The sequence below is a fragment of the Actinoallomurus iriomotensis genome (assembly GCF_030269445.1).
Lineage (GTDB): Bacteria > Actinomycetota > Actinomycetes > Streptosporangiales > Streptosporangiaceae > Actinoallomurus > Actinoallomurus iriomotensis.
The window spans coordinates 496887-510632 of record NZ_BSTJ01000003.1; the positions used below are offsets into that span (position 1 = coordinate 496887).

At 71.8% G+C, this 13746-nt stretch carries 10 protein-coding genes; 5 read left to right on the forward strand and 5 right to left on the reverse strand.

The features are described from left to right. Window positions 1-43: 43 nt before the first annotated feature. Window positions 44-2290 (reverse strand): fused MFS/spermidine synthase, encoded by a 2247-nt coding sequence (locus QSK37_RS15395; RefSeq protein WP_285620980.1) that lies wholly within the window; start codon window positions 2288-2290, stop codon window positions 44-46. A 533-nt stretch (window positions 2291-2823) separates the two neighbouring features. Here QSK37_RS15395 and QSK37_RS15400 point away from each other — a divergent pair. Beyond that, window positions 2824-3114, forward strand: a complete 291-nt coding sequence (locus QSK37_RS15400) for a hypothetical protein (RefSeq protein WP_285620981.1) — start codon at window positions 2824-2826, stop codon at window positions 3112-3114. Between the two features lie 946 nt (window positions 3115-4060). Beyond that, window positions 4061-4477, forward strand: coding sequence for a hypothetical protein (locus QSK37_RS15405; protein WP_285620984.1), 417 nt, complete (start codon window positions 4061-4063; stop codon window positions 4475-4477). A gap of 263 nt (window positions 4478-4740) precedes the next feature. Here QSK37_RS15405 and QSK37_RS15410 read toward each other — a convergent pair whose 3' ends face one another. Together QSK37_RS15410 and QSK37_RS15415 are read right to left on the reverse strand one after the other, a co-directional pair. Next, on the reverse strand, window positions 4741-5976 hold the full coding sequence (locus tag QSK37_RS15410; protein WP_285620986.1) for a cytochrome P450: 1236 nt from the start codon (window positions 5974-5976) through the stop codon (window positions 4741-4743). Between the two features lie 224 nt (window positions 5977-6200). Further along, on the reverse strand, window positions 6201-7256 hold the full coding sequence (locus QSK37_RS15415) for a sulfite oxidase (RefSeq protein WP_285620989.1): 1056 nt from the start codon (window positions 7254-7256) through the stop codon (window positions 6201-6203). A 130-nt stretch (window positions 7257-7386) separates the two neighbouring features. Here QSK37_RS15415 and QSK37_RS15420 point away from each other — a divergent pair, with 130 nt between their 5' ends. From QSK37_RS15420 to QSK37_RS15430, 3 genes are read left to right on the forward strand one after another with little or no spacing between them, the layout of a single operon-like run. Further along, the gene (locus tag QSK37_RS15420) at window positions 7387-7860 is read left to right on the forward strand and encodes an RrF2 family transcriptional regulator (RefSeq protein ID WP_285620991.1); all 474 of its coding nucleotides are present in this window, start codon (window positions 7387-7389) and stop codon (window positions 7858-7860) included. Window positions 7861-7903: 43 nt separating this feature from the next. Continuing rightward, window positions 7904-9370 (forward strand): sensor histidine kinase, encoded by a 1467-nt coding sequence (locus QSK37_RS15425; protein ID WP_285620993.1) that lies wholly within the window; start codon window positions 7904-7906, stop codon window positions 9368-9370. Between the two features lie 31 nt (window positions 9371-9401). After that, entirely contained in the window at window positions 9402-10115 is a 714-nt protein-coding gene (locus QSK37_RS15430) for an MgtC/SapB family protein (protein WP_285620996.1), read from the forward strand. 33 nt (window positions 10116-10148) lie between these two features. Here QSK37_RS15430 and QSK37_RS15435 read toward each other — a convergent pair whose 3' ends face one another. Then, entirely contained in the window at window positions 10149-12542 is a 2394-nt protein-coding gene (locus QSK37_RS15435) for a thioesterase domain-containing protein (RefSeq protein ID WP_285620999.1), read from the reverse strand. 188 nt (window positions 12543-12730) lie between these two features. Beyond that, on the reverse strand, window positions 12731-13645 hold the full coding sequence (locus tag QSK37_RS15440; RefSeq protein ID WP_285621002.1) for an RICIN domain-containing protein: 915 nt from the start codon (window positions 13643-13645) through the stop codon (window positions 12731-12733). Window positions 13646-13746 lie beyond the last annotated feature (101 nt).

Here is a 13746-nt window from a genome sequence, read left to right on the forward strand (position 1 = left end):
CGACGACGCGGGCTGCCGGACGGGAGCCCGCGTCGTCACGGGATCACCGGCCGACGTTCAGGACACCGAAGAGTGAGGAGTGGGCGTCGGTCCAGACCGGGCCACCCGCCGGCGGCGTGTGCCACCGCCAGGACTTGGCACGCAGCGGCCGCAGGTCGGCGTCCTTACGGGCGATGGCGACCCATCGCGAGTGGTAGTAGATCTTCTGTGGATCCTCGGCGCCGTTCCCGGTCATCGAGGCGAGGCCGGCCGCCCGGGCGGTGGCCGCCAGCATGGGCGCGAGGTCGAGGCTCCGGTTGGTGACGTTGAACGCGAGCACGCCGCCCGGCGCGAGCTTACGGGTGTACAGCTGAAGCGCCTCGTACGTCAGCAGGTGCGGCGGCACCGAGTCGGACGTGAACGCGTCCAACACGATCATGCCGTAGGACCCGTCGGGAACCTTCTCGAGTTCCAGCCGACCGTCGCCGACGATCGCGTTCACGTCGGCCTTGCTGTCGGTCAGGTAGCTGAACCAGTTGGACGCGATCCGCAGGACCACCGGGTCGATCTCGTAGAAGTCCATCGTCTGGCCCTGATGCCCGTACGCCGCCATGACGCCGGTGCCCAGGCCGACGATGGCCACGCGGCTGCTGCGTTCGCCGTAGGCGGTGAAGAGGTCACCGAACGGTCCGGAACGCCCGAAATAGGCGACCGGAGTGGTCCGGAGGGGGCCGCCGGTGAACTGGAAGCCGTGCACCGTCGACCCGTGGCCGAACATCCGCCGGCCACTGCCGTCCATGTAGACGTGGTAGTTGCCGAAGAAGGTCCGCATCCGGATCGAGTCCGTCGGCATCCGGTACCACAGGAGCAGGGCGGTCGACAGCGCGACGCCGATCGCCATCATGCGAGGTCGCCGTATCGCGAGAACGCACCACGGAACACCGATCACCAGGACCGCGGGCAGGAACGACGACGCGCCCAGCCGGAGGACGATCGTGCCGGCCAGCAGTACGAGAGGCGCGGCGACCACGAACGCCTTGACCGAGACGGCCGCTCCGGGAAGATTCCACCGGGTGGTCGCGTCCATCCGCCTCAGCAGGATGGGCAGTACGGCGAGGCTGGTCACCACGAGCGGGAACTCCGCCGTCCAGTTGAACACCACCGGGGCGACGAGAGTGTTGAACGCACCACCGAACGCGCCGCCGAGCGAGATGATCAGGAAGAACTCGGTCAGCCGGCGCGGGTCCGGCCGGTCCTTCGCGAGGAGACCGTGACAGGCCAGTCCGGCGACGAGTACGAGGGTCAGGGCGAGCAGAATCCCGATGAAGTCGGGGCCGATGATGAAAAGGGTCCACGGAATCACCGCCGCGGAGAGCGCCGCGATGGTGACCGTGTGACCCAGCCAGCGGTGCTTCTTCGACCCGAAGGCGATGATGAACGTCGCCAGGTAAAGGGCCAGCGGCACCACCCACATCAACGGGACCGGAGCGATGTCGGTCGAGATGTGCGTGGTGGCACCGAGCATGAGGGACGACGGAATGAAGGCCAGGCCCAGCCAGCGCAGACGACGGCGCCAGGTGATCCTCTCGGCCGCCTCTTCCGTCGCCGTTTCCTCCTCGGCCGACGCCTCCGCGGGAGTCCGGGACGAACGGAATCGGATGATGAGCACGCACGCGACCACCAGCACGACGAACACGCGGTAGCCCAATGCCCACCAACGTGCCTGAGCCTCCAGGTCGGCGGCGGGTTCGATGAGGAATGGATAGGCGAGCAGCGCGAGCATGCTGCCGACATTGCTGGCCGCGTACAGGAAGTAAGGGTCCTTGGACCGCGGCAGGCCCGCCCAGGAATACCAACGCTGGATCAGCGGCCCGATCGTGGACAGCACCGCGAACGGTGCGCCGACGACCGCCGTCAGTACGAGCAGCAGCCACAGGGCGACCGGCGCCGATCCGCCCGACACCGCCCAGCCGGGCAGTGACATCGGCAGCACCAGCAGAGGCACCACCACGAGCGGGATGTGCACCAGGGGCTGCCAGCGGGCACCGAGCAGTCGCTGCGAGAGATGTGCGTAGGTATAACCGAGGAGGAGCGCGACCTGGAAGAACAGCATGGAGGTGTTCCACACCATCGGCGATCCGCCGTAAATCGGTAGCAGCATTTTCGCCACCATCGGCTCCACCGTGAACAGCAGGCTCGCGGCCATCAAGGTCGTTAAGGTGAAGACCACGACCGCGACGCCGACAGGCCCCCGCGTGGCCGGCGCCCCCTTCGCGGCATCGAGGTGTGGCTTGATCTCGGCTACGCTCATAGCTGTTCTCCCAAGGCGACCTGAAGAAATCGATGCGCCGGGCCGCGACACTTGACACGCGGTTTCCGAAGAATTCGATGCCCGCACAGTAGGCGCTGCAGCTTCCGCTATTCCCGTGCCCTGCTCAGCGGAAACTCATCTGGACAAACGTGACATCGGTCGGCTCTGCGGGAGATGACTTTTATCGTGAGACGTACCGCGACATAACGCCGAAGTCACACATTCGACTGCCTGGAGCCGCTCGCCACCACCCGCCGATGCGACCCGATATCTGCTGACACATACGCCCTTTGCGCTCATCTTACTTGGCGATTGTCTTCATCGGTGAGCGCACGGGAATGCTAGAAAGCGCGGCGCGCCTATAAACCGCATTAATTATCGCTCATACCTTCTTTGTGGCCGCCTTACCCGTTCCGTATGTTGCCGCGATGAGGCCGGGGAACATTTCCTAGCGGGCGCTCTGTGAGATACATAAGAGAGCGCCTGTTCGTGAGAGCCATCGCTCCATTTCCGAACAGCGAAGGAGACTTACCGTGCTCAAGCAAATCATCGCGGCCGCCGGTGTACTGGTTTCAGCAGCCGCCGGAGCCGCCCTGGCCGGCGGAACCGCGTCCGCCCAGACCCCGGCGTGGGGCGGCTGTTGCGCCAGCTCCCACCGCGCTTTCGGCGAAGTGCACCGCACCAGGAACTGGAGTGGTAACGAGAACGAGAATCTCAACCACATCCGGCTGCGGCTGCGCAACCGGAACAACAACATCGCCGTCGCCCGTCCGGGCGGCCGCGGCGGTGACGAAGGCCTCGGCACGACCGCCGGCGGCCTCTGATCGAACCGACTCCGAGAACGGCCGAAAAGGCCGCCCCGGCTCAGCGCCTCGAAACCCACTTCGGGGAACGTCTCCCTGAGCGCTCGAGCCGCCTGACAGAAGGTGTGGCAGAGCCTTGCCCTGCCACACCTTCTTCACCTGCGACCCGCACCACGACCACCTGAGAGAACGGCAGGGTAGCGCTCCACACGCCGGCCTCCCACCCCTCGCCCGACCGGCACCCCGCTCCGCCAGGACCCGCCCACCGTGGCCCCCTCCGCCCGACGCCCGCCAGATCATCGCCCTCGCCCTCGCTGGACCAGCGCTTCCTTCCGACCTCCACTCCGCTCCACCGGACCTGGCCGAGCGGCCTCGTCCGGCCGGCGTCCTGGCCCAGCTCGCTCAGGCACGCCGGCCGCAGACGACCAAGCACCTGCAGACCTTCGAACGCGCCGGCATCGTCACCTCCCCTCGCCCGACCAGCGCTTCGCTCCGGCCTGACGCCCGCCGGGTAACGGCCTCCTTCTCCAAGCGTCCGGACCATGCCTGGCGAGCGTCGGGCGGAGCAGGTTGCGGGTCCCTTACTGGGAGAAACCGCGCCGGCGGGCCCGGATGGAACGGGGCGCCGATCGGACGCGGGAGGGAAGATCGCCGTCCCTGGCAGGTCCCGGGCGGAGCGGAGCGCCGACACCCGGCCGGCCCTCCGCTCGGCTCCGGTTCGCCACTCGGGCGGTGAGCCGGCCACGGCAGCCGCTGGCCCGCCGGGCGCCCCCTCCACCGCCTCGCCGGCCCCCTGCGCAGGGCATGGCAGCCCCATCCCATATGCCTGAATCCACCTACTTCAGCACTCTTTGTCGGCGGCTTACCCCGTCATACCCCCGGCTCGAAACTGGGCGGGAATGTACGCCATGGCGCCCAAATCGGGCATCACTGGCCTTCGCGCCATTTCTCGCAAGAAGGAGACGACGTGCAGAAGAGGACATACGCCCTTGCCGGTCTGGCCGTTGCGGCAGCGAGCGGCGTGTTGATCACCGGCTCGCCCGCGTACGCCGGGGCGCTCGTCCAAGGACATCGGCACCACCACTATTCGAGCCACCGCAATTCCAACCGGAACCTCAACTTCAATCGCAATCACAACCGGGTCGTCGTCCGGGTGAACGTCCGGAACCGCAACGTCAACACGGCCTGGGCCGGCGGCGGGTTCAACCGCGGCTTCCGCGATTTCGACCGCGACGACGACTTCGGCCTGTTCCGGAACCGCTGCCGCTTCAGCTGCGGCCGGTTCGGGTTCGACGACGACTTCGGCCGCGACCGTGACCGCGACGACGATGACCGCGGCGACAACATCATCGTCGGCAACGACTTCGGTGGGAGACGCGGCTAGGGCGGCGCGTCGCGACGAAGGAGGGAGCCGGCCCGGCCCGGGCCGGCGACCTGCGACGAACGCGGCGGGGCGTCGCCTGAACGCCGAGCCGTAGGACGGCGGGGCCGCGCGGAACCAGGGCGGCGGGCGCGGGCAACGATCGCGTGGTGACTCTGGCCAGGAACGGCCGCAAAGGCCGCCGGGTCACCGAGCCGCCCAGAGCAGACCGGGTGCGGGGATCACTCCCTCACCCGGTCTCCCTCTTCCGGAACGACGCCGGCCCGCTACGTGCGGTAAAGGAGGCGCTTGATGCCGTTGTCGAAGTTGGACAGCAGCAGCTCCGGCTCCCCCGCCGCGCGGATGCCGGGGACCCGGGTGAACAGCTCGCGGAACATCGCGGTGAGCTCCCGCCGTGCCAGGTGCGCGCCGAGGCACAGGTGCGGGCCCGGCCCGCCGAACCCGACATGCGGGTTCGGGCTACGGGTGATGTCGAACCGGTCGGGCTCGTCGAAGACGTCCTCGTCCCGATTGGCGGACAGGTAGAACAGCACCACCTTCTCGCCCTTGCGATACGTGTGGCCGTTCATCTCGTGGTCACAGGTCAGCGTCCGCTGGAACTGCATGATCGGCGAGGCGTACCGCACGATCTCCTCGATCGCGCCGCCGATGCGGCGGTCGAAGTCGGCCAGCAGGATCGCCCGCTGGTCAGGGTGGTCGGTGAACAGCTTCAATCCGTGCGCGAGAGCGTTGCGGGTCGTCTCGTTGCCCGCCACCAGCAGCAGGTCGAAGAAGGCCCCCAGCTCCCGTACGGACAGGCGCTCGCCGTCGACGTCGGCGGTGACCAGCGCCGAGATGAGGTCGTCGCCCGGCGCCTGGCGGCGTTCGCGGCCCAGGCGGGCGACCAGCCGGTGCAGCTCGACGATCGCCCTGACATTGGCGCCGAAGAGCCGGAGCGTACGGAGCCGGGCCACGTCGCCGCGGACGCCGGAGTACTCGGTCATGGCGTCGACGCAGGCGGCGACCTTCGCGTGGGAGTGCTCGGGGATGCCCATCATGGCGCAGATGACCTTGATGGGCAGGCGGGCGGCCACGTCGGCGACGAAGTCGCCGGACCCGCCGCGTACGACGTCGTCGACGATCACGGCGGCGGTCTTGGCGATGTGCTCGTCGATCTGCTCGAGCCGGCGCGGGGTGAAGGCGCGGGACACGATGCGCCGCAGCCGCGCGTGCCGCGGGTCGTCCATGTTCACCATCGGGCGGCCGAACAGCGCGGTGATCCACGGCGGCGGCTCGGGCGAGGTCGCGGCGGGCTCGCTGCTGAACACCTTGGCGTTGCGGCTCGCGTACACGACGTCCTCATGCCGTACGAGGGCGTGGAAGCCACGGCCCGCCCGCACGAAGGGGATCCGCTGTTCGGCGAAGAAGGCGGGCCGGCCCCGCGCGCGCAGCCGGGCGAACACCCGTAGCCGCTCCTCCGGGGGCCGGGCCCAGAACTCGAGTGTGGCGAGATCGTCGCTCATCGGACCTCATCGCGTAGGGGTGTCATCTGTTGGACGCCGGTGGCCGCGGAGGTGGTCACGCGCGGCACCGGCCGGATCGCGCCACTGCCGGCGACGAAGTCCACAGCGTGACCTCACGGGTCGGCCGGGAGATCCTCCCGGCATCCTCATCGGTGACTCATCAGCATCGCGCAATCACTGAGAGTTGCCAAGTACCGGTCACGGGCCGGTCCCGGCACGGCGGGTCAGGCGACCACGACGCGTACGCGGGGCCAGGCGTTGTTGACGTAGCCCCCCGGGTTCCACACCGAGGCGGCGGACTCCGGCTGGCAGCCGCCCTCGATGTCCCAGGCCCTCGCGACGATGGTGATCTCGCCCGCCGGCAGGTCGACGACCGCGCGCCACAGCCGCCACGCCCAGCACCCGTACGCCGGATCGAGGTCGGCCGGCCGCCAGGACAGGCCGCCGTCCGCGGACACCTCGACCCGGTCGACGCCGCGGTCGTCGTCGCCGAACGCGTACCCGTGCACCATGACCGGCCCGGCCGGCAGCACCGCTCGCTCGCCGGGCGCCAGGATGTCGCAGCCCGGTGCGACCGGGCCGAGCGGTGCGTCCTGGGGCAGCAGCCGGTACGCGACGGCCTGGAAGTAGTTGTCCGAGGGCCGGTCGCGTACGGTCACCCCGGTCACCCACTTCACGCTGCGGGCCCCGATGTATCCGGGCACGACCACGCGGACCGGGCCTCCGTGCACGGCCGGCAGCGGACGGCCGTTCATGGTCCACGCCAGCAGCACCTCACCCGCCGTGGCCTTGGCCAGCGGGATCGACCCGCCGTACGGCTGCGGCGGCCGTGCCTCCGGGGAGACGTCCGGCGCGGTGAACTCCACGTGGGCGGCGCCCGGCCGGGCCACCGCGCGGGCCAGCACGTCCGCCAGGCTGACGCCGGTCCAGCGCGCGGTCGAGATCGCCCCGGACCGCCAGGGCGTCTTGCCGGGGATGGGGCGCACCGCCAGGAGGCCGGCGCGCCGGTTGCCCGCGCACTGGATGGTCGCGACCACGTCCCGGCGGGGGAACCCGGCGCGCAGATCGTCCAGCGACAGCGTCATCGGGTGCTCGACGAGTCCTCCGACCGACAGCCGCCACGCGTCCGGGTCCAGGCGCGGGATCGGGCCGTGGCCGCGCACGAAGAAGGTGTCGACGGGGGTCAGCGTCCGCCCGGCGAGAGCCTCGGGCGGCGGCTCCGCGTTGTACGGCTCAGTGGTGTGCGTGATCATGTCGTCGCGCTTGCCCCACGACGCCATAGGACACCCCTCCCCCAGCGGAGATACCCGAGCCGGCCGACCGGAGAACGCGACCCTCCACACGATCGTCGCAGGTCAGAGGGCATGCGGGGGTGGCGGGACGCAATCTGGACAGGTAATATCCAGGATTATGCGCCTGGGTGAAGGGGTGGAGTGGTCACTGCACTGCCTCCTCACGCTCGGCTGGCTCGGCAGTGACGAGCCGGTGTCCACGGCGAAGCTCGCGGGGATCTTCGAGCTTCCGCCGGCCTATTTGAACAAGCGTCTTCAAACGCTGGTCCGCGCGGGTGTGCTCAGCTCGACCCCCGGAGCCCGTGGCGGGTTCCGGCTCGCCCGGTCCCCCGAGAAGATCACCGTCATGGAAGTGGTGGCGGCGATCGAGGGCCCGGAGTACGCCTTCCGCTGTACCGAGATCCGGCAGCGGGGTGCGGGGAAGAACCGGCCGCAAGACTTCCAACGACAGTGTGTGATCACCACCGCGATGCGGAAGGCGGAGCTCGCGTGGCGGCGCGAACTCGCCTCCCAGACGCTCGCCGACCTGCTGGCGGCGGCACCGGACGCGGCGGCCGAGCGGACCCGCGACTGGTTCGCCGACATCGGCTGACCGCGCCACACGGGGAGGTGGCACGGGTGCGAGGAGAATCCGGATGTCCTGTATCTCGTCATCGCGGAGCCGGTCGGGCGGCCGCGTTCTGGCCGTGCCGGGCGAGCTGAGCCCGACGCTGGTCCTGGTCCTCGGCACGTACGCCGTCGGCGCCGACGCCTTCGTGATCGCCGGGTTCCTGCCGTCGATCGCGGGCGCGCTGGACGTGTCCACCGCCGACGGCGGCCGGGCGATCACCGCCTTCGTGCTCACCTACGCGGTTCTCGCGCCGGTGCTGGCCGCCGCGACCGCGCGGGTCCCGCGCCGGGTGCTCCTGGCCGGCGCGCTGACCGTCATCGGCCTGGCCAACCTCGTCTCGGCGCTGGCGCCGAGCCTGCCGGTCCTCATCGGCGGCCGGATGCTCGCCGCCGCCGGCGCCGCCGCGTACACCCCGATCGCCGCCCGGGTGTGCACCGCGCTCGTACGGCCCCGTGCTCGCATGACCGCACTGACCTTGATCATCGGCGGGATGGCGGTCGCCGTCACGCTGGGACTGGCGTTCGGCGAGGTCGCCGGCGGCTGGCTCGGCTGGCGTGCCGCGCTCGGCGCGGTGTCCCTGGTCTGCCTGCTCGCCGGGGCCGGCGTGGCGCTCACGCTGCCGTCGCTGCCCGCCCGGTCCCGCCCGCGGCTGCCGCGCCTGGCCGTCCTGCCCGCCGTGGTGCCGATCACCGTGCTCGGCGTCCTCGTCGCCTTCGGCGCCTACGCCTACGGCGTCCCGGAGCTGAACACGATCGGTCTTCCCGACGCCGCCGCCGTGGTCGTCCTCTTCGCGTACGGGCTGGGCGCGATGTTCGCCAACACGGTGACCGGGCTGCGCCGCGCCAGTGAGGAGCGCCGCCGCATCGCGCGTGAGCTCCACGACTCGCTGACGCACAACATCACGCTCATCAAGGTCCAGGCCGGCATCGCGCTGCACCTGGCCCGCCAACGCGGCGAACCCGTGCCGGCGAGTCTCCTGGCCATCGAGGAGGCCAGCACGGAGGCGATGCGCGAGCTCCGGGCGGCCCTGCACCTGCTCCGCGACCCCGACGGCGAGCCCGTCGGCGGCGGCCTCGACCGGCTGTCCGGCCTGCTCGACCGGGCCCGCTCGGCCGGTGTGCCCACTGCGATGACCGTCAGCGGTGAGCGCCGTACGCTGCCCGGCGAGGTCGACCGCACGGCGTACCGCGTCGTCCAGGAGGCCCTGACCAACGTCTCCCGGCACGCCGGCGGCGCGTCCGTGCTGGTGCGGGTCGCCTACCGCCCGGACCGGGTGACCGTACAGGTGGACGACGACGGCCGGGCGACCCTTGACGCGCCGCCCGAGCCGGGCATCGGCCTGACCGGCATGCGCGAACGGGTCGCCGCCCTCGGCGGCCGCCTGCACGCCGGCCCCCGCCACGACGGCGGATTCACCGTCCAGGCCGAGCTGCCGCTGGACGCCCGGGCCGCGGACTCCCTCGCGTCGATCGCCCGTACCCGGCATCCATGAGGTTCCGTGAACGCGTCGTAGCCTTGATCAGGTGATTGCGGCATTCGGCGAACCCACCGGCCAGGGGCTGACGCAGATCGGTGAGCTCCTGATCGCCCTGGCTCTGTCCGCCGCCATCGGGGTCGAACGCGAGATCCGGCAGAAGAGCGCCGGGCTGCGCACGCACACGCTCGTCGGCTTCGCCTCCGCGTTGATCATGGTGGTGTCCAAATACGGGTTCACCGACGTGCTGGACGGCCACATCGTCCTGGATCCGTCCCGGGTCGCGGCGCAGATCGTGTCCGGCATCGGCTTCATCGGCGGCGGGCTCATCTTCGTCCGCCGCGACGTGGTGCGCGGCCTGACGACCGCCGCGGCCGTGTGGCTGACCGCCGCCGTGGGCATGGCCGCCGGGGCCGGGCTCTGGCTGCTCGCGCTGCTCGTCACGGCCGGATACTTCCTGGTAATGGTCGCGCTGACGCCGCTGGCGGCGCGCCTGCCCCGGTCCAAGTACACGCCGTCGCTGCTGCATCTGACCTACCTCGACCGGCAGGGCATCCTGCGCCGGGTGATCGAGTACTGCACGGAACACGGCTTCGTCATCGGACGGCTGTCCGTCGATCGGAGCGACCCGGAATCCGGCACGGTCTCGGTGACGCTGGCCGTCCAGGGCGGCGGCTCGACCAGCGAGCTGACCGCGAGGCTGGCGGAGCTCGACGGCGTCCTGACCGTCTCCAGCGACGACACGAACGCCCCGCAGCTCTGAGCCGCGGCGGCACGCGACCTCGCGTTCCGGTGATCAGGCGGTCGCGTGTCCCGATGCCGAGGACGGCGTGCCGAGCGGGCCCAGAGAGTGCGCGGGCCACGGGGATGCGCCCGCCGCCGCGGCGTGGACTCCTTCCAGTGCCGTGTTCAGGCGGGTCAGCGCGAGATGACCGCCCTGCGCGGCGTCGTTCCCGTGGGTGGCCGGGAGCTCTCGCAACAGCACGAGGTCCGGTGTGTCCGCGTCGCCCGGCCGGACGTCGAGCACGGCGAACCGGCTGCCCGGGCCGAACACCACGTCGCCCCGCCGGGCCGCCACGTCCTTCTCCGTCTCCGCGTCGGACAGGGCGGCCACGCGGCGTGCGGTGTCGGACCAGATCACGTACACCGTCGCGGTCGGCGGCCAGCCGGCCGCGCCGTCCGCGAGGGACAGGCCGCCCACGGGGCCCGGCTCGGTCAGCACCGTGCCGGTCAGGTCCGTGCGCGCGGGAGCGTCGACGCCGTGCAGCACCGCGCCCCGGTACGTCGGCAGCCGCCCCAGTCCCGAGGCCAGGCACGCCAGGTACGGGCGCAGCGCCGCGTCGCCCGAGCGGGCCGCCGCCGGGCCGAACGCGCCGTCCGCGGGTGAGGTGAGGAAGAGGCGTACGGCGACCAGGTCCACGGCCGCGGCGGCGCGTTCGGTCGCCGCGATCGCCGGTAGCCGGGAGAACGTCCGGCGGACCGGTGCCGCGTGCGCGTCCCAGCCGAGACCGACCATCGCGCGGAAGGCCGCGCGGTCCTCGTCGGTGCTGCGGTGCTCCGGCGTGACCGTCACGGCACCGCTCTCGGTGGGCGTCCGTGTCGCGGGAGGCGTGACGGGAGCCGACCCCTCCTCGGCTCCCGGCAGGGCGACGCTCGCCTCCGTACGCACGGCGCTCACCGCGGCCGTCCCACCGACGCCGGCGTGGACCGCGTCCTCGGAGACGTGCGCCCGCGCGGACCCGTCCGACATCGTGCTCACCCGCTCCGGGCTCGCCGCGGCCTGGCCGCGATCCGGCCGGTCCGCGTCGAGTCCCGCGTCGAGGCCGGCGTGGTGACGGGTGGCCAGGCGCTGGACCGCCTCGGCGCCGTCGGGCGTCGTACGGCCGTGCACCGCGAGGTGCAGCCGGGCGCGCGGGCCGGGCGTCAGGGCGTCGAGCAGCCCGTCCAGTGGCGTCCACAGCCGGTCGTCGACGGTACGGCCGGACGCGCCGACGTCGACCCGCAGGGTGCCGGCGCTGACCGGCCAGGCGGTGGTGAGCCGGTCGGGGAAGCGGTCGGGATCGGCGTCGACCGGGTACGCCCAGACTCCGGCGCGCGTCACCGCGACGCGCCACGTGTCGTCGAGCCGGAGCACCCCGCGTGCCGCGTCGGCCACCCGCATCCCCTCGGCCGGTGACCGCCAGTTCAGCGGGCGGGGTGGCGGCGCCACGCCGTCGCGGCCGGCCGGACCGCAGAGCACGGAGGACACGAACGGCGACCAGGTGGGCCGTCCGCCGGCGTCCAGCAGCACGGTCCTCCACTCGTCCGTATCGCCGATGGAGTCGACCGGCGGCCCGGTGAGCACCTCCACCTCGACGCCCAGTTCACGTGCCACGGCCTGGCCGAGCGGCAGCAGGTCCACGTCGCCGGCCGGCACGAGCCGCACCGGCTGCCGGCGCCATTCGGCCCGGCCGACCGCGCCGGACAGGACCGCGACGAGGTCGGCGGCGCTCACCTCGGCGTCGCCGACCAGGACCGCCGGGCGTTCGGGATCGGCCGGGATCGCGTACGCCACGTCGCCGGGGTCCGGTTCCGGCGTGCCGGCCGGGCGGACCAGCGCGCCGGCGGGCACCGCCGTGACGACGACCCCGGAAGGGGCGGTCACGTCGGCGAGCGCGGCCTCCCACTCCGGCCGGGGCCAGCGAAGCCCGAGCTCCTGGGCCTCGGTCTTCGGCGCGAACCTCCACCACCGCGGCTCCGGACCGTCGTCCTCCGCGCGCACGAACAGCGCGCCGCCGGGCACGAGCAGGACGTCCCCTGCCGGGGCCACCACGGTCATGTCCCAGTCGTCGGCGATCCTTCGCGCCAGCGCGCCGCTCCCCTGCCGGTCGATGCCCGCGCCCGACATCGCCAGCACCACCTGGCCGGTCCGTTCGCGCGCCCGGGTGAGCACCTCGGCGAGCCGGGGCCAGAGCCCGTCGGCGAGATCGTCGGGAACGGCGACGACGACGAGCGTCGCGTCGCCCGGCTCCACGGCCGTGACCAGGTCGGCCTGGCCTTCGGCACGCGTCGTCTCGGCACTGAGCAGGAACCGCCCGGCCAGTTCCTCGGCCTCGACCCGGCCGGCCCGCTGGTCGGCGGCGCCGGAGGTCTCCTCCGCTCTGGCCGTACGGCCGGTCCTCTTGGACCGGCGTGCGGACGGCAGGGACATCGGCCGTCTCCCCCTCACCCGCCGTTCCCGTCCGGCAGGGACGAGACAGACTTCTCGGCAGCTACAGATCGACGTTCAGCGTACGGTTACACGCGGCATTCCGGTAACCGGTTCAATACAGTTTGTTATTCGACATTTTGCGGGCGGACCGTAACGCGCGCGTACCGTGAAATGACGCCTGCCCGGAGTCAGACGGCGCTCCACTTCTGGTTCGACGTGCCGGAGCACTGCCACAGCTGGAGGCGGGTGCCGTTGGCCGTCTTCTTGTCCGTCACGTCCACGCACTTGTCGGCGCCGCTGTTCACCAGGTCGCCGGAGCCGTTGAGGTCGAACGTCTGGGCCGGTCCGCCGTGGCAGCGGGCGAGCTGGATCGTCGTGCCGTCATCCGAGGAGCCCCAGGCGACGTCCATGCACATGCCCATCGAGCGCACGGAGCCGTCCGATTCGAACGTCCACTTCTGCCAGCGAGCGCCCTTGCAGTCATAGATCTGCAACGGCGATCCGTCCTTGGCGGTATGGGCGCTCACGCTGATGCACCGGCCCGAGGCGGCACTGGTGATCGAGCGCGTGGAGTTCGCCGCCGCGCCGGCGTGCCCTCCCGAGCCGCTCCCGGGCCGCGGCGCGTGTCCCGCGGCCTTGCTCGGGCCGGCCTTCGGGTGATGCGCGTCGCTCGCGTCCGGCTTGGCCTTGGCGGACGGCGTGGCGCTCGGAGAGCCCGTCGAGGGCGACACCGACGGCGCGGCGGAGGGCCAGTTCGGCGCCGGCGCACCGGGGTTCTGGCCGCTCTGCCCGGCGGCGCGGTTCGCCGCGGGTGAGGCGGCGTCGCGACCGGAGGAGTCGTGCGTGGAGATCACCAGCAGCGGGACGGCGGCGAGCACGGCGACGGCCACGGCGGTGAGGGCGACGACCGTGGCGCGGCGGCGCCGTGGCCCCGGTCGCACCGGCACGGACACCGCGGTCGCGGCGCGGACGGAAGAACTCCTCGTCACCCGTTCGAGCGTCCCCGGGGCCGCCTCGGGCGAGAAGATCTCCACACTGGGGATCGCGGTCACCCTGGGCAGCACCACGCCGTGCCGGATCTCCATGTCCACGGCTGCCGTCATCGGTGTTCTCCTCCCACCACCGGACCGGGCACGCCGCCCTGCCGCGTGCCGCACATGCGCGGTCTCCAGCACGGCCCCGGCCATGGCCGGGGCCGACATCC

Excerpts from the sequence above, each read along its gene's own strand:
- QSK37_RS15420 (WP_285620991.1), top strand. The coding sequence starts at position 7,387 with ATGCGCCTGGGTGAAGGGGTGGAGTGGTCACTGCACTGCCTCCTCACG.
- QSK37_RS15410 (WP_285620986.1), bottom strand. The coding sequence starts at position 5,976 with ATGAGCGACGATCTCGCCACACTCGAGTTCTGGGCCCGGCCCCCGGAG.
- QSK37_RS15435 (WP_285620999.1), bottom strand. The coding sequence starts at position 12,542 with ATGTCCCTGCCGTCCGCACGCCGGTCCAAGAGGACCGGCCGTACGGCC.
- QSK37_RS15395 (WP_285620980.1), bottom strand. The coding sequence starts at position 2,290 with ATGAGCGTAGCCGAGATCAAGCCACACCTCGATGCCGCGAAGGGGGCG.
- QSK37_RS15440 (WP_285621002.1), bottom strand. The coding sequence starts at position 13,645 with ATGACGGCAGCCGTGGACATGGAGATCCGGCACGGCGTGGTGCTGCCC.
- QSK37_RS15415 (WP_285620989.1), bottom strand. The coding sequence starts at position 7,256 with ATGGCGTCGTGGGGCAAGCGCGACGACATGATCACGCACACCACTGAG.
- QSK37_RS15425 (WP_285620993.1), top strand. The coding sequence starts at position 7,904 with ATGTCCTGTATCTCGTCATCGCGGAGCCGGTCGGGCGGCCGCGTTCTG.